At 64.6% G+C, this 16,137-nt stretch carries 14 protein-coding genes and 1 pseudogene; 8 read left to right on the top strand and 7 right to left on the bottom strand.

Annotation, left to right across the window (positions count from 1 at the left end):
• Positions 1-99: 99 nt before the first annotated feature.
• Positions 100-2,052, top strand: coding sequence for a prolyl oligopeptidase family serine peptidase (locus LDN95_RS04340; RefSeq protein ID WP_226016416.1), 1,953 nt, complete (start codon positions 100-102; stop codon positions 2,050-2,052).
• 171 nt (positions 2,053-2,223) lie between these two features.
• Positions 2,224-2,303 (top strand): annotated as a pseudogene (locus LDN95_RS04335).
• Positions 2,304-2,321: 18 nt separating this feature from the next.
• Here LDN95_RS04335 and LDN95_RS04330 read toward each other — a convergent pair.
• Together LDN95_RS04330 and wrbA are read right to left on the bottom strand one after the other, a co-directional pair.
• Positions 2,322-2,630, bottom strand: a complete 309-nt coding sequence (locus LDN95_RS04330) for a hypothetical protein (RefSeq protein ID WP_226016415.1) — start codon at positions 2,628-2,630, stop codon at positions 2,322-2,324.
• A gap of 659 nt (positions 2,631-3,289) precedes the next feature.
• Positions 3,290-3,889 carry an NAD(P)H:quinone oxidoreductase gene (gene wrbA / locus LDN95_RS04325; RefSeq protein WP_226016414.1) on the bottom strand — a complete coding sequence of 200 codons (600 nt, stop codon included), beginning with the start codon at positions 3,887-3,889 and terminating at the stop codon, positions 3,290-3,292.
• Positions 3,890-4,227: 338 nt separating this feature from the next.
• On the opposite strand from wrbA, the gene purC reads away from it, so the two are divergent.
• A complete protein-coding gene (gene purC / locus LDN95_RS04320; RefSeq protein ID WP_226016413.1) occupies positions 4,228-5,013 on the top strand; it encodes a phosphoribosylaminoimidazolesuccinocarboxamide synthase in 786 nt (261 codons plus the stop codon).
• Positions 5,014-5,081: 68 nt separating this feature from the next.
• Here purC and LDN95_RS04315 read toward each other — a convergent pair whose 3' ends face one another.
• Positions 5,082-5,867, bottom strand: a complete 786-nt coding sequence (locus LDN95_RS04315; RefSeq protein ID WP_226016412.1) for a YtjB family periplasmic protein — start codon at positions 5,865-5,867, stop codon at positions 5,082-5,084.
• Positions 5,868-5,999: 132 nt separating this feature from the next.
• Here LDN95_RS04315 and LDN95_RS04310 point away from each other — a divergent pair, with 132 nt between their 5' ends.
• The 3 genes from LDN95_RS04310 to LDN95_RS04300 all read left to right on the top strand — a co-directional run bounded on the left by LDN95_RS04310 (position 6,000) and on the right by LDN95_RS04300 (position 11,323).
• Positions 6,000-6,296 (top strand): hypothetical protein, encoded by a 297-nt coding sequence (locus LDN95_RS04310; protein ID WP_226016411.1) that lies wholly within the window; start codon positions 6,000-6,002, stop codon positions 6,294-6,296.
• 157 nt (positions 6,297-6,453) lie between these two features.
• A complete protein-coding gene (locus LDN95_RS04305; protein WP_370631647.1) occupies positions 6,454-8,367 on the top strand; it encodes a CocE/NonD family hydrolase in 1,914 nt (637 codons plus the stop codon).
• A gap of 88 nt (positions 8,368-8,455) precedes the next feature.
• Positions 8,456-11,323: a pitrilysin family protein gene (locus tag LDN95_RS04300; RefSeq protein ID WP_226016409.1), complete on the top strand. Its 2,868-nt coding sequence runs from the start codon at positions 8,456-8,458 to the stop codon at positions 11,321-11,323.
• Positions 11,324-11,328: 5 nt separating this feature from the next.
• On the opposite strand, the gene LDN95_RS04295 is transcribed toward LDN95_RS04300, so the two are convergent.
• The 4 genes from LDN95_RS04295 to LDN95_RS04280 are packed head-to-tail and all read right to left on the bottom strand — an operon-like array spanning position 11,329 to position 15,072.
• A complete protein-coding gene (locus LDN95_RS04295; protein WP_226016408.1) occupies positions 11,329-12,477 on the bottom strand; it encodes an ABC transporter permease in 1,149 nt (382 codons plus the stop codon).
• Positions 12,474-13,448 (bottom strand): ABC transporter ATP-binding protein, encoded by a 975-nt coding sequence (locus LDN95_RS04290; protein WP_226016407.1) that lies wholly within the window; start codon positions 13,446-13,448, stop codon positions 12,474-12,476. The genes LDN95_RS04295 and LDN95_RS04290 overlap by 4 nt, the downstream gene beginning before the upstream one ends.
• The gene (locus LDN95_RS04285; protein ID WP_226016406.1) at positions 13,448-14,413 is read right to left on the bottom strand and encodes an HlyD family secretion protein; all 966 of its coding nucleotides are present in this window, start codon (positions 14,411-14,413) and stop codon (positions 13,448-13,450) included. The genes LDN95_RS04290 and LDN95_RS04285 overlap by 1 nt, the downstream gene beginning before the upstream one ends.
• Positions 14,414-14,415: 2 nt before the next feature.
• On the bottom strand, positions 14,416-15,072 hold the full coding sequence (locus LDN95_RS04280; protein ID WP_226016405.1) for a TetR/AcrR family transcriptional regulator: 657 nt from the start codon (positions 15,070-15,072) through the stop codon (positions 14,416-14,418).
• 127 nt (positions 15,073-15,199) lie between these two features.
• Here LDN95_RS04280 and purS point away from each other — a divergent pair, with 127 nt between their 5' ends.
• Both purS and purQ read left to right on the top strand, forming a co-directional pair.
• A complete protein-coding gene (gene purS / locus LDN95_RS04275) occupies positions 15,200-15,436 on the top strand; it encodes a phosphoribosylformylglycinamidine synthase subunit PurS (protein WP_226016404.1) in 237 nt (78 codons plus the stop codon).
• Complete coding sequence (gene purQ, locus LDN95_RS04270; protein WP_226016403.1) at positions 15,436-16,131, top strand: phosphoribosylformylglycinamidine synthase subunit PurQ; 696 nt, start codon at positions 15,436-15,438, stop codon at positions 16,129-16,131. The genes purS and purQ overlap by 1 nt, the downstream gene beginning before the upstream one ends.
• The last annotated feature ends 6 nt before the right edge of the window (positions 16,132-16,137 follow it).

Here is a 16,137-nt window from a genome sequence, read left to right as displayed (position 1 = left end):
ATCATGAAAAATGTTGGCGCACCATCGCAAAAGGTCATTGCCAAGTCCCGCGTATGGGCAACACATTGCATGGCCTGTCCGGTATGGAGAGAACCCTCGATGCAGCGCCTCCCCGCTCTTGCCTCCGCTCTGTGCCTGCTCACTCTGGCGACACCGGGTGCGGCCCAGACCGCCGCCGCTCCACTCGCGCCAAAGCCCGCCGCAATCGAGGTGGACGGTGCGCCGCCCGTGCCGTTGGCGATTGCCGAGGCGACGAGGCCATATCTGGAGTTCCGCAGCGTGCGCTTTCAAGGGTGGAACCCGATCGACCGGACCATGCTGATCGCCACGCGCTTTGCCAACACGCGCCAATTGCACACCCTCACCGGCCCCTTGATGGACCGCCACCAGATCAGCTTTGAATCCGAACCCGTCAGCGGCCTGCTGATGCCCGGTGACGGTACGCAAGTGGTGATCAAGGACAAGGGCGGCGACGAGTTCTTCCAGTTCTACACACTCAAGGACGGGCGCCTGACGCTGTTGACCGACGGCAAGAGCCGCAACGAAGTGGGCGCGGTCAGCCACGACGGGCATTGGCTGGGCTATCGTTCGACCCGCCGCAACGGTGTGGATGCCGATCTTTACGTGATCGACCCACGCCATCCCGAAACCAACCGCTTGGTGGCGCAAGTGACCGGCGGCGGCTGGCAGATCGGGGATTTCGCCCCTGATGGCAAGACGGCACTGGTCACCGAATATGTCTCGGTCGCGCGCACCAATCTGTACCGGCTGGATCTGTCCAAAGGAACGCTTACCCCGCTCGGCGGCCCCAAAGCCAAGCTGGCCCCGGCCGCGTTCGGCAAAGTCGCCTTCGCGCCCGATGGCAAGTTGTGGGCAACCAGCGACGCCGGCTCGGATTTCCTGCGGCTGGGCACGGTGGACCTTGCCAGCGGACGCTTCACCGCGCGCTCGCCCGAACCGCGCGGTGATGTCGAGGATTTCGACATCGCTCCGGACGGACGTTTCATCGCCTATACCGTCAACATTGCGGGCGAATCGAAGCTGCGGCTGTTCGTGCCCGCTTCGGGGACGATGCGCGACGTGGCCAAGCTGCCCGCTGGCGTGATCGGCGCAATGAAAGTGGCGCCATGGGGCACGATCGGGCTCTCGCTCGAATCGGCGAAGTTCCCGGCCGATGCCTTCAGCGTCGATCCGATCTCGCTTGCGGTCACCCGCTGGACCGCCAGCGAGACCGGTGGGCTCGACCCGGCACGCAACGCTGCCGCCGAACTGGTCGAGGTGAAAAGCTTCGATGGTGAGCCGGTCAGCGGGTACCTCTATCGTCCAGATCCGGCAAAGTTTCCGGGCAAACGCCCCGTCATCGTCGACATCCACGGCGGCCCCGAAGGCCAGTCGCGTCCCGGTTTTCGCGGGCGGACCAACTATCTGGTCAACGAATTGGGCATCGCGGTACTGCTGCCCAACGTGCGCGGTTCGACCGGCTTCGGCAAACGCTTCGTCGCGCTCGACAACGGGCCGTTCAAGCGCGAGGATTCGGTGCGCGATATCGAACCGCTGCTCGACCGGCTGGCCGCCGACCCGCAGATCGACGGCGCAGCGATGGCCGTCACGGGTGGGTCGTACGGGGGGTATATGTGCTATGCCAGCGCGATCCGCTATGGCGCGCGACTGAAAGCAGCGGCCTGCGCCGTGGCAATCAGCAATTTCGTCACGTTCCTGCAGAATACTCAGGGCTATCGCCGCGACTTGCGCCGGGTGGAATATGGCGACGAGCGCAACCCTGTACAGCGCGCTCAACTGCTCGCCATCTCGCCCCTGACCCACGCCGACCGGCTGGCAATCCCGCTGATGGTCACCACCGGCGGCAACGATCCGCGGGTGCCGCGCAGCGAGGCGGAACAGATGGTCAAGGCAGTACGCGCCCAAGGCCGCACCGCCTGGCACCTGATCGCCCTCGACGAAGGCCATGGTTATGCCAAAAAGGCCAATCAGGATTACCAGTTCTGGACCGAAGTCGCCTTCTGGAAACAGAACCTGCTGGGCGAGCGTTAGGCCATCGGCCCGCAAGGCGGCATCGCGAGGCGCAGCCCCCCTAAGCAGCGTGGACAATGGCCACCATGAAGGGATGACCGCTATTGAGGATCGCCGATAGCGGATCAAACGGCGGGAAAGGCGTGGGGAGCTGCCGTTCCTGTGTTCTGGCTCACGTGCTATGTCGTTCCTGCCAGCGTGACAGAATTGGTAGACGTGTCGCTACAGCGATCCTCGGCAACGGGGTGCGGGTTCGATCCCCGCCGCTGGCAATAGCTTAAACTGGGCGGTCAGTTGCCGTTCCGCGTCTCGCGCAAAAAGCGTCCATGAATGTATGTCCAAAGCACTGGGCGCAAGGTCAGCGCGAAGTCGAACCCTCCCTCATAAACCCGTATCGCGGGTCGGCCGAGCTTGTCACTCGTGAAGTCTGGCTCCCGGTGCCAGCTTGCGAATTCGCCAACTTTCTCCACGCCCTTGTCGGTGACGCGCCAAACTCGGACACGATACGCCGAACCTCCAGCCCACTTGGAGTAAAGCAGGCCGTTTTCGCCATAGAATAAGCCCAAGGGGCTGTCGCCGACGGGTTCGCTGTAGCTCATTGAATGAGAGCATTTAGCCACGCACTTAATCTGGATCTTGTAACCGTGGACACGATCTTCCTCTATAATTGCGAGGAAGGTGGCTCGATCAGCGTCCACGCGGAGAGAAGCCACTGGAGTGGACTGAACAGCACCGAGGGCGAGAACGGCAGAGAACCAATGCAGCATTGAGAGACATTACCGCCGCATCAAATGTCCGCAACTGGGCGAAGGCGACTCTTCGGACCGACCTGAGCCAAGAGCGGTTGACAATCCTGTCGGCTCGGCTTCGCTATGGCAGAAAAGTCGTGGGGAGCGGTCATTTCCTCCTCCAAACCACCGTCGCCCCGTGCTTGACACGGGGCTTGGCTTTCCTTGCGGCCTCGCGTTTGGCATGACTGCCCGATCGAAAGGGGCGGTTGGGTCTATATCATGGCGAACTCGCCCTGGGGCGGCGCGGAAATGTAGCCAAGCCCCGTGTCAAGCACGGGGCGACGAAGGTGTTGTGTTTTGGTGGCGTTCACGTCCGCAATGGCGTCGTATCCGGAAAGTTCGTTGCCAGGGAAAAATGGCGGATAGCTGACGCTTCTGGCACGCCCGAACTTGTCCACACGCCTTAGGCACCACTCGGGCTGTGCGCGGGGGGCGGCGCCAGACGGTGCCGCTCCCCGCGCCCAAGTTCAGCCGAACAGCTTGTTGGCGGTGTCGGCCACGCGCTTGCCCAGATAGCGGGCGCCGTCGAGTTCGGCCGCGCTCGGCTGGCGGCTGCCGTCACCCGCCGCGATGGTGGTGGCACCATAAGGCGAACCACCGACTACTTCGTCCACGCCCAACTGGCCCTGGAAGCCATAGTCGAGCCCGACGATGGTCATGCCGAAGTGCAGCAGGTTGGTGATGATCGAGAACAGCGTGGTTTCCTGCCCACCGTGCTGGCTGGCGGTGCTGGTAAACGCCGCACCGACCTTGCCGTTGAGCGCACCGCGCGCCCACAGGCCGCCTGCAGCATCGAGGAACGCGGCCAGTTGGCTGCTGATCCGGCCAAAGCGTGTGCCGGTGCCGACGATGATCGCGTCGTAATGCTCCAGTTCGGCCACGGTGGCGACCGGCGCCGCCTGATCGAGCTTGAAATGCGCACCCTGCGCGATCTCGAGCGGAACCGTCTCGGGCACGCGCTTGACATCGACGTGCGCCCCGGTGGCGCGAGCGCCTTCGGCGATGGCGTTGGCCAGAGTTTCGATGTGGCCATAGCTGGAGTAGTAGAGAACCAGAACCTTGCTCATGGGGATCATCCTTTTGACGTGAGGGCAGGATGCGGGCCGCACCGCGCCTTTGGGGGAGCGGGGGGATCGAGCGGCACGGCCCGCAAAGGGTATGCCGTGCTTATACGCTTCAGCCATCATTCAGTTCAGACAGATAAGATAGCATGAGTTGTTCAAGTTTTTCGAAATGCAACCCGGAATTGCACCGCGCGGCGTTTTCGCCTATGGGCGCGGATCGCAGCCCCGGCCTTGCGATGATGTCACTTCGCTGGTGACAGCTTCGTCTGCCGGGGTTTTTGATTTGCCGCGAAGGGCCTAGAGTGCCCGCGCGCGCTCACGACGCACAGGAAGAATCGCCCATGTCCCGTCGCCGCCAGATCTACGAAGGCAAGGCCAAGATCCTTTACGAAGGCCCCGAACCCGGCACCCTGATCCAGTATTTCAAGGATGATGCCACGGCTTTCAACGCGCAGAAGCGCGGCACGATCAACGGCAAGGGCGTGATCAACAACCGCATCAGCGAGTATGTGTTCACGCGGTTGTCGCACATCGGCATCCCCACGCACTTCATCCGCCGCCTGAACATGCGCGAGCAACTGGTGCGTCAGGTCGAGATCATCCCGCTCGAAGTCGTTGTGCGCAACGTCGCCGCCGGTTCGATCAGCAAGCGGCTTGGCATCGCCGAGGGCGAACCGCTGCCGCACACGCTGATCGAGTATTACTACAAGGACGATGCGCTGGGCGATCCGATGGTCGCCGAAGAGCACATTGCCTGCTTCGGCTGGGCCAACAACGAGGAGATGCAAGACATGTCCTCGATGGCGATCCGCGTGAACGACTTCCTTGTGGGCATGTTCGCCGCGATCAACATCCGGCTCGTCGACTTCAAGCTTGAATTCGGCCGCATCTGGGACGGCGACTATGCCCGCGTGATTCTGGCCGACGAGATCAGCCCCGACGGCTGCCGCCTGTGGGACATGACCACCGGCGAAAAGCTCGACAAGGACCGCTTCCGCCGCGATCTTGGTGGCGAAGAAGAAGCCTATCAGGAAGTCGCGCGCCGCCTCGGCCTTCTCGAATCCGACAACGGCCCCAGCGAAGTGTTCGACCTGGGCGCCCACCGCAAGCTGCGTACCAAGAAGTAAGCCGTGATCACCGCGCCGCCGGACCTGGTCCAGCGGCGCGGCTGCTTAATTCCCCCGGCCCGCACTGGCTAGGCGGCATCGTCCTTCGCCTTGGGCTTCATCACACTGCGGACCGAGACGAAGCGATTGAGCACGTCGAACCAGAACGGCGCGCCCAGCGTCGCCGCAAACGCCGTGATCAGATAACCCGCCAGAAGCAGCAGGATCGGTCCAATATAGCCCAAGCATGACCCGCTTTGCGCGGTCGGCCCATGCGGAAACACCGCCTGAATGCGCTGGACGGTCGCACCCGACCAGCCGATCGGCAACCCTATCGTATCCTGAAGATCGCCGAACAACTGGTCGATCGGCACTTGGGGTGCTGGCGGAGCGTCGTTCTGCACCGCTTCGCCCGTCGCAGCATCGCTCGGTAAGGCTGAACCATCGTCCGCCGGTGAAGCAGTCGTCGCGGTATCCGCTGGCTCTGCGGTTGGCATGGCCACCGGTTGCTCGCCCTTGCGCCGCCGTTCCTGTTCGGCCGCCACGAACTGCGTGGCATAGCCGCTTGCCGCCTCGCGCGCCTGCGGGCTGGTGGCAAGGTAGTTGCCCACGATCACCGCATTGATGTTGAAAACCAGCGCGGCGGCAAGACCAAGGCAGAACAGGATCGTCTGCGTGCGCCGCTTGTACCAGCCGGTCGCCCGTTCCATCACGCTGTCGTACAGATGGGCCACGTTGGCTTCCAGATCGACGGCGCCGGAAATCGCCGAATTTTCAAGCGTCAGGAACAGCTTCTGAAGTTCGGCTGCAAACTTTGGTGCGCTGGCGATCGGCTGCTTGGACTGGTTGTAAACCTCGCAAAGCACGGCAGTCATGATGTCGGTCGGAATGTAGGAAGGGAGTTTCTGGCGAGCATTACGCAGACTTTCACCGGGTTTTCCAAGTCCCAGCGCGCGTAAGGCCTCGTCTCCGCCATCCGTCGCCTTGTGCAGCGCGAACACCAGTGGATGATTGAATACGAGCTTCAAGGTATCCTGATCACGTTGAAGCAATTCGTACAGGCCACGCACCAGATCGCCCGATCGACTGCGCATCCACGTTTCAACAACCTCCCGAACGGCAGTAAGGATCAGACTTACCAGAAGGAAAACCAGAACAAGACCAATGCCGACGTCAAGAATTGCCGAGCCGAACATGCCGATTCCCCCCGCCAGTTCGACAAAAGGATATCAACGAACCGCCATTTCTCCACATTAAAATTGCGGCTTGTTTTAGGCGGCGTAGACAAATTCCACGAGGCTTAGGCCACACCACAGGAGACCAGAAATGGTGCGGCAAGTCCTTGGTCCGGCCGCTCCGATCCAAACCGAGCCTTTCAGCGAACAGGGGACTTTTGCCCGGCGCAAAGGCCCGCTACCGTGCGCGCTTGATCAACAGGTTGGGGCGGATGCGATGCGACGAATGGCGGCATGGACAAGTCTGGCAGCGGCAATGCTTGGGACAACCGCCCTGCCCGTCATGGCAGGAACTCCCGCCGCCGCGAGCTATGACGAACGCCCTGCAAAGCTGGAACAACCCACTGCATACCGCGATTACGAACGGCGCAGCGTCGACATCCCGATGCGCGACGGGGTGAAGCTGCACACTGTCATTCTGGTCCCCAAGGGCGCACCAATGCCAAAGGGGGGCGCGGCCATGCTGCTTACCCGCACGCCCTACAATGCCGAGGAGATGACCAGCCAGCATGCCTCTGGCCGCATGGCGATCTCGCTCGATGGCTATGACAGCGCGCCCGAAGTGGTGGCCGAAGGCGGCTACATCCGCGTGGTGCAGGACGTGCGCGGCAAGTACGGGTCCGAAGGGACGTATGTGATGAACCGCCCGTTCGTAGGGACATCGCTCAACCCGACCAAAGTCGATCACGCTACCGATACTTACGACACGATCGAATGGCTGGTGCACCACGTGCCTGAAAGCAACGGTCGGGTTGGTATTCTGGGCATCAGCTACGACGGCTTCACTGCCTTGGCTGCGCTGGTCAATCCGCACCCTGCGTTGAAGGTCGCGGTGCCGATGAACCCGATGGTCGATGGCTGGCGCGGGGACGACTGGTTCCACAACGGCGCGTTCCGTCAGTACAACCTCAGCTATATCTGGGAACAGGTCGGCACCCGCGACAACTCGAACAAATACGAAGTGACCGAGGCCGACGCCTACACCCACTTCATGCGCTATGGCTCGGCGGGTGCGGCGGCGAGCGCGCATGGGCTCGACCAGATCGGCTTCTGGCAGAAGTTGAAGGCACACCCGGCGTGGGACAGCTTCTGGCAGGAACAGGCGATGGACAAGATCCTCGCCAAGGCGCCGCTGACCGTACCGACGCTACTGGTCCACTCGCTGTGGGATCAGGAGGATATCTATGGCGCGCCCGCCGTGTGGAAGGCGCTGAAACCGCAGGACAAGGCGGGCAACCTGTTCCTCACGATGGGCCCGTGGTTCCATGGGCAGGAAATCGAGCGCGCCGACACGCTGGGCGCGGTGCGGTGGGATGCCGACACCGGCAAGTGGTGGCGCGCGCACGTACTCGCCCCGTTCCTTGCGCACTATCTTTACGACAAGCCGATGGATGTGGGCACCGTCACCGCGTTCCAGAGCGGTACCAACCGTTGGCAGACGCTGCCGGGCTGGCCGACTGCGCCGGCGACCGCCAAGCTGTTCCTGCACGCTGATGAGACGCTGGGCTTCGATCCTTCGGCCAAGGAAGGCACGGTAGATTACGTGTCCGATCCGGCCAAACCGGTGACCTACGAGCCGCGCCCGAACAAGCTGGTGGGCTACGAGGAAAACCCCTGGCCGACCTGGCTGACCGACGACCAGCGCCCGGTTTCGGGCCGCCCTGACGTGCTGACTTTCACCGGCCCGGTGCTCGACAAGCCGGTGACCATCGCTGGAACCCCGATCGTCCACCTGACCGCCGCCACCAGCGGCACCGACAGCGACTGGGTGGTCAAGCTGATCGACGTCTACCCCGACGAGGTGCCCGGCGACCGCGCAATGGGTGGCTATCAGTTGGCGGTGGGGATGGACATCTTCCGCGGCCGCTATCGCGAAAGCCTGAGCGTGGCCAAGCCGATCACGCCCGGCACGCCGCTGGAATTCACCTTCGACCTGCCCCCTGCCAACCACGTGTTCCGTGCCGGGCACCGCATCATGGTGCAGGTCCAGTCCAGCTGGTTCCCACTGTATGATCGCAATCCGCAGACGTTCGTGCCCTCGATCATCGATGCCAAATCGGCCGACTATGTGAAGGCGACGCAGAAGATCAGCGTCGGAGGGACGAACGGCAGCTACATCGCGCTGCCGGTTGTCCCATGACGCCGAGGGCAAGTACAGGGCAGGCGGCGTGGTGTTGGTGCACCGCCGAACCATTGCGCACTCTCGCCTGACACGGCAGTTTGCAGCCATGTCAGTCCGTCGTGGCCCGTCCGGGCTTGTTCGTCGTCTATGCGTGTTGCTTGCCCCGACGCTGTTACTTTCGGGTTGCGCCGCACCGCAGGGCCATGTCGCCTCCGCCCTCAAACCAGCGTGGGCATTCGCGAAAAGCGACCTTGCCCCCGAACCGGCATGGCGGTTCGGCACGTTGCCCAACGGCATGCGCTTCATCATCCGCCGCAATGCGACGCCGCCCGGTACCGCGCTGGTGCGGCTTGATATCGATGCCGGATCGCTGGATGAACGCAAGGCCGAGCGCGGCTATGCCCACTTTGTCGAACACATGGCCTTCAATGGCAGCACCCACGTGCCCGAGGGCGAGATGGTCAAGCTGCTGGAGCGCGACGGGCTGGCGTTTGGCGCTGATACCAATGCCCAGACGAGCTTCGAACAGACCACCTACAAGCTTGACTTGCCGCGCGCCGATGGCAAGTTGCTCGACACCGCACTGATGCTGATGCGCGAAACCGCCAGCGAACTGACGATCACCCCGGCAGCGGTCGGGCGGGAACGTGGGGTGGTCCTGTCCGAACTGCGCGACAATCAGGGCTATCAGCTGGCCAACCTGAAGGACCAGATCGCGTTCCTCTATCCGCGCGCGACTTATCCGCAGCGCCTGCCGATCGGCACGGTGGCATCGCTCGAGGCGGCCACGCCCGATGGCCTGCGCGGCTTTTGGGCCCGGCAATATGTGCCTGAAAAGGCGACGGTGATCGTGGTGGGCGATTTCGATCCGGCAGCGGTTGAAAGCGCCATACGCGCCCGCTTTGCCGACTGGCAGCCTGCTCGCCCCGCTCCACGCCCCGACCAGGGCAAAGTCGAACGCAAGCTGCGCGGGCGCACCGACATCTGGCTCGATCCCGCCCTGTCCGAGCGCATCACCGCCTCGCGCCATGGCCCTTGGCAGGATGAGCCCGACACCATCGCCAACCGCCGCACCGCGCTGCTGAGGCAAATCGGCTATGGCGTGATCAACCGCCGGTTCCTGCGGGTAACGCGCGCGGTCGATCCGCCGTTCCGGGGCGCGGGCTATGGCACCGGCGACGTTTTCCGCATCGGCCGCACCACCAACCTTGTCGTGGATGTGCAGGACGGTGGCTGGCAACGCGGGCTAACGGCAGCCCGTGCGATGCTCGATCAGGCACTTGCCCATGGCTTCACGACCGAGGAACTGGCCGAACAGGTCGCCAATATCCGCACGTCGCTGGAAAATGCCGCCGCCGGGGCTGACACGCGCGGCAACGGCGCTTTGGTCAGCGCCGCACTGGCACTGCTACACGACGATCAGGTGCCGACGGGCCCGGTGGCCGGGCTGGCGCGCTTCAATGCCTTCGCCCCGTCGATCACGCCTGCCAGCGTACTGGCGGCGCTGAAGCAGGAAGCGCTTCCGCTTGCCGAACCGCTGCTGCGCTTTCAGGGCCGCACCACGCCAGCAGGCGGTGCCAAGGCGATCCGCAAAGCGTGGGATGGTGCGGGCGGTGGCACCGCTGCGTTCACCTATGAGCCGGTCAAGGGCCCGTTCGCCTACACCGACTTCGGCCTTCCGGGAACCGTCGCTGCCGACACGCGCGAGCCGCTGTTTGCCATTCGCACGGTGCGCTTTGCCAATGGCGTTCGGCTCAATCTGAAGCGTACCGCGCTCGAAAAGGACCGGATCGCGGTGCGTTTCGCGCTTGATGGCGGGGAACTTCTGTCGAGCAAAGCGAACCCGCTGGCCGTCGAACTGGCAGGCTCGCTGGCCGCAGGGGGGCTCGGAAAGCACAGCCAGGACGATCTGCAGACGCTTTTGGCCGGGCGCTCTGTCTCACTCGGTTTCGGCACGGTGGGCGATGTGTTCGCAGGCGGCATGACGACGACACCGCGCGATCTGGCGTTGCAACTGCAGGTCTTGGCCGCACTGATCAGCGATCCCGGCTACCGGCCCGAGGCCGAGGCGCTCTATCGCCAGAACGTCAGCAACTTTTTCAAGCGGATCGATGCCACGCCGGGGTTGGCGCTCAACAATGCGCTGGGCCGCATCCTGTCGGACGGCGACCCGCGCTTTTCCGTTCAGCCCGAAGGCGCCTATCAGTCCCTGTCGTTCGCCAAGCTCAAGGCAGCAATTGCCGATCGTCTGGCGCACGGCGCGTTGGAGATCACGCTGGTCGGCGATCTGGACGAGGACGCGGCCATCGCTTCTGTCGCCCGTACGTTTGGGGCGCTGCCAGTGCGCGAGGCCGACTTCCGCGCCTATGCCGCCGAGCGCCAGCGCGCATTCACCGCCCGGCGTGGCCAGATCGTGGTGCGCCACAAAGGCGAGGCCGATCAGGCGACGCTCCGGCTGGTTTGGCCCACAGCCGATGACAGCGACCCGGTGCTTTCCGCCACGCTCGAACTGCTGCAGGAAGTCGCCGGGATCGAGGTGCTCGACAGCGTGCGCGAGGCGCTGGGCAAGGCCTACTCCCCCGGCGCCGACTCGTCGCAATCGCGCATCTGGAGAGGCTGGGGCACCTTTTCGTTGCAGGCACAGGTCGCCGTGTCCGAAGTCGCCGCCACCCGCGCCGCCTTGCTGCAGGTGGTCAAGGCACTGCGCGATCATCCCGTCGATGCCGATGTGCTCGCCCGCGCCCGTGCACCGATGCTCGAAGGCATCGACAACACCCTGAACACCAACGGCGGCTGGATGGGCCTGGCCGAACGCGCGCAAAGCCACCCCGAACGGCTGACCCGCTTTCGCTCTGCCCGCGCAAGGCTGGAGACGCTCACCGCCGCTGACATCCAAGCTGGCGCCCGCCGCTTTCTGGCACCCGATGCGGCGGTGGAGGTGCTGGTCCTGCCCGAGGGGGCCAAGCCGGGCTGAGCCGCCTAAGCCACCGTATCCTGATAGCGGCGTACCGCCACGGTCCCAAGGATTGCCAGCATCAGCGCCAGCACGCCAAGATCGGTCGCGGCATCGGCGATGGTCCAGCCTTTCAGCATGATGCCGCGCACCAGCCGGATAAAGTGCGTGGTCGGCAGCGCCTCCGCCCCGATCTGCGCCCATTGTGGCATGCCGCGGAACGGAAAGGCAAAGCCCGACAGCAGGATCGAGGGCAGCAGGTAGAAAAAGCTCATCTGCATCGCCTGCAACTGGCTTTGCGCGATCGTCGACAAAGTAAAGCCCAGCGCAAGGCTGGTGATCATGAACAGCAAAGTGGCGCCCAGCATCAACGGCAGCGGACCGCTGAAGGGCACTTGGAAGACAAACGCGGCGGCCAGCAGGATCACCATCACCTGCACCAACCCGATGATCAGATAAGGCACGATCTTGCCGACCATCACCTCGAACGGACGCAAAGGCGTGGCCAGCAGGTTCTCCATCGTGCCCTGTTCCACCTCGCGCGTGACCGACAGCGCGGTGAGCATGACCATCGTCATCGACAGCACGATAGCCAGCAGACCCGGCACAGTGTTGTGGCTGGTGATGCCCTCGGGATTGTAGCTCCGGTGGAGGACGACATCGACCGGCGAACTGCCGCCCGCTCGCGCCGCAAGCGGGCCGATCAGGTCATGCGCCAGCGCACTCGCAACCGCGTCGCCGATGGCGGCCAGCGCGTTGCCGGTGGCAGCAGGATCGGTGGCATCGGCGGTGACCAGCAGTTGCGGACGCCGTCCCTTGACCAGATCACGCGCGAAATCGGGCGGTATCGTCACCACGAACTGCACCGCCCCGCGCTGCAGCAACCGCTCACCCTCGCCCGGTGCGGAAACCACCGCAACCACGCGGAAATAGTCGGTGTTGCGCAAGGCCGCATCGATCGCGCGCGCAAAGTTCGAGCGGTCGTTGACCTCAAGCGCCATGGGCAACCGATGCGGATCGTTGTTGATGGCAAAACCGAAGATCATCAACTGCGCCAGCGGCATAGCCAGCATCATTCCGATGGTGCCCCGGTCGCGCAGCATCTGGCGTACTTCCTTGAAGATCATCGCGCCGATGCGTTGCCAGGCGCCCGCGATACCGCTGGTCAGGCTCATGCCCGCACCACCACCGAGGCGTCCTCCGCCCCGCGCATCAGGTGGATGAACACGTCCTCAAGGCTGGGTCGGCCGACCCGAAAGGCAATCTGATCCGCCCAAGGCGCCACGGCTGCTTGCAAAGCCGCCAGATCGGGTCCGCACACATGCAACGCAGTGCCGAACGGCGCGGCCATCGCCACGCCCGGGCGCTGCTCGATGGCGCTGGCAAGCCGGTCCGCCCCCGGCCCCTCGCCCACCAGCGCGACAAGTCCCGACCCATCGACAACGTCGGCGATGCTGCCACGCGCCAGCATCCGGCCATAGGCGATATAGGCAATCTCGTGGCACCGCTCGGCCTCGTCCATGTAGTGGGTGGAAACCAGCACCGTCATGCCATTGGCCGAAAGCGTGTGGATCTGGTCCCAGAACTCGCGCCGGGCCTGCGGATCGACGCCAGCCGTCGGCTCGTCCAGCAACAGGATCTCGGGGTCGTGGAGCACGCAGGCAGCCAGCGCCAGCCGCTGCTTCCAGCCCCCCGAAAGCTTTCCCGCCAACTGGTCCGCGCGCGAGGCCAGGCCCAGTTGCTCCAGCGCCTGCGCCACACGCTCCTTGCGCCGATCAAGGCCGTGCACTCGCGCAAAGAACTCCAGGTTCTCGGCAATCGTCAGATCGGAAAACAGGCCGAATTTTTGCGTCATGTAGCCGACGCGGCGCTTGATCGCGCCACGCTGGCGCCGCAAGTCGAAGCCCAGCACTTGTCCCTCGCCCGCGTCGGGGATCAAAAGTCCGCAGATCATCCGCAAGGTCGTGGTCTTGCCCGATCCGTTCGGACCCAGAAAGCCGCAGATGCGCCCGCGTCCGACCACCAGATCGACCGCATCAACGACCGTCCGCCCGCCAAAGCGCTTGGTCAGACCGTGCACGTCGATCACCGGCTGGCTCAGGTCCGCTTGCGGCTGGGCCGGTTGTGCAGGGGCTGGCGCGTTCATCACGGCTGCACCGCCACCGGCAGGCCCAGCGGCAGCGGTTGATCCGCCGGCAAGGCCGCCTCGACCATGAACACCAGCTTGGCGCGGGCGTGCTCGCTGTAGATCACTGGCGGCGTGAACTCGGCGCGCGGCGCGATGTAGCGGATCGTCGCAGTGCGCGGCTGGCTGCAACCATCGCAAGTAAAGGTCACCGGATTTCCCGGATGCAGCGCGGCCACGCGATCCTGCCCCACGAAAAAGCGGATCTTGCGCCGGTCGGCGGGGATCACCGAAACGACCGGCTGGTTGGCGGCAACCCATTCACCTGGATTGTAATAGACCTGCTCCACTTGCCCCGCCACGGGCGAGACAGGCGCGATTTCCTGCCGCTGGCGCTGCTGAGCCCGCAAGCTGGCCTGTGCGCCCGCAACGCCTGCCTGCGCCGCGCGCTGCTGCTCGATCCGCCCGGCGGTCATTCTGCCAGCGCTTTGCTGCGCCTGCGCCTGCCGGATCGCGGCGGCGGCTACGTCACGCGCCTCACGCGCGGCATCAAGCTGCGTCCGACTGGCAAAGCCCTTCGCTGCCAGCGCGGAAAAGCGCTCAAAGTCGGCCTCGGCACGTGCGAGTTGGGCGCGCGCAGAAGCTTCGGCCGCACGCGCCTGATCGATCTCGGGCGCACGCTGGCGCGGGTCGGTCAGGTCGGCGGCCTGCGCACTGGCGTTGGCGACTTGCGCTGCCGACGCAGCAACCGCCGCATCGACGCTGCGCGGATCGAGCGTGAACAGGCTTTGTCCCGGATGCACCTCCGCCCCACGCTCGACATCGCGGCGCGCCAGCGTGCCCGCGACCGGCGCGGCAAAGTACAGCGTCTCCCCCTCGACATAACCGAGCCATGGTTCGGTCGCAGGCGCCGGCCACAAGGTCCATGCCCCGGCGCCGATGACCACAAGTCCGGCCAAAGCGATCAACCGACGGGGTATGGCCATGGTCATAGCACCTTGCTGCTTGGGGTGTTGTCACTTGGGTTGTCGTCGCTGGCGTTACGCTGCATCAGTCCATGAAGCACGAGATCGGCATGCGCGCTGGCCATCGCATTGATATCCAGTAACGGCGCCCCGGCCGGTTCGAACACGATCTTCCACAGGGCCGTGAGCAGGATGCCACCCGCGACGCTACGCGCGGCCAGCGCGGGATCGACCGGCGCGAACTCGCCCCGCGCCACGCCGTGCGCGATCAGCCGCTCGACCGCCGCCAGCACCAGCGCGATGCCATGATCGTGATAATGGCGGACAAGATCGGGGAACAGCGCACCCTCCCCAACGATCAGGCGTGGCAGGAACGCGGCATCGCCACGCGCCATCCGTTGCAGCGCCGCGTGGATGAACGCCTGCAGCAAGGGGCCGACCGGCTGCGCAACCGGATCGGGCACATCGAGCACTGGCAGCATCGAGCCGACCAGGTCAGCCACCAGCGCTCGGAACAGCGCCTCCTTGTCATCGAACATCTGGTACAGCGCCGAACGGCTGACGCCAACGCGACGCGCTATGTCTGCCATGCGCGCCGCAGCAAAGCCGCGCTCGGCAAATTCGTCGCGCGCGGCCGCCAGAATGCGCTCACGGCGATCGGATGGGGTGACTCGGGCCATGCTCTGATAATAACAGACACGTGCGTTATGAAAATGGGTCAAGCGCAAACCTTGCCCTCGGCCGCGCTTGGAGGCATAGGCGCGCTCGAGTCTCAAACCCCGTTCCTTCGCGAAAGGCCCGCCAGCGATGAAAGTCCGCGTCCACGTCAGCCTCAAGAACGGCGTGCTCGATCCGCAGGGCCGCGCCATCCATCACGCCCTCGAGGGGCTGGGCTTTGCCGGCATCAACGATGTGCGCGCCGGGCGCCTGATCGAACTCGACGTGGCCGATGACACCTCCGATGAAGCGCTCGATGACATGTGCCGCAAGCTGCTGGCCAACCAGGTGATCGAGAACTACCGGATCGAGAAGGTGGCGGCCTGATGGGCGGCCCCGGCAACGGCTTTGCAGCCGCCGTCATCACCTTTCCCGGATCGAACTGCGACCGCGACATGGCGGTTGCGATCGAGCAGATCTGCGGCGGCACGGTCCACCGCGTGTGGCACGGCGATGCCAGCCTGCCCGAAGGCCTTGACCTGATCGCGCTGCCCGGCGGCTTTTCCTATGGTGACTATTTGCGCTCGGGCGCAATGGCGGCCCGCTCGCCGATCATGCAGGACGTGATCGCGGCGGCCGGGCGCGGCGTGCCCGTGCTGGGCGTGTGCAACGGCTTTCAGGTACTGACCGAAGCGGGGCTGCTGCCCGGTGCGCTGGTGCGCAATGCCGGCATCCGTTTCGTCTGCCGCGAAGTGGCGCTGACGGTTGGCACTACGCAATCGCAGTTCACCTCGGGCTATCTGCGCGGCCAGCGCATCTCGATCCCGGTGGCGCACCACGATGGCAACTACTTTGCCGATGCCGCGACGCTCGATCAGCTTGAAGCCGAAGACCGCATAGCGTTCCGCTATGCCGAGCCGGTCAACGGTTCGCAGCGCGATATCGCCGGTGTGCTCAACGGTGCGCGCAACGTGCTGGGCATGATGCCGCATCCCGAACGCATGATCGAGGCCGCACAGGGCGGAACCGACGGTGCGCGGTTGTTCGAATCGATCCTGCATGGACTGAACGTCGCCGCCTGAGGCAAT

The organism is Novosphingobium sp. FKTRR1 (genome assembly GCF_020404405.1).
In the GTDB taxonomy this organism is placed as follows: Bacteria; Pseudomonadota; Alphaproteobacteria; order Sphingomonadales; family Sphingomonadaceae; genus Novosphingobium.
The sequence above is the reverse complement of the archived record's forward strand: the minus strand, read 5'-3'. Positions and strand labels throughout refer to the sequence as shown.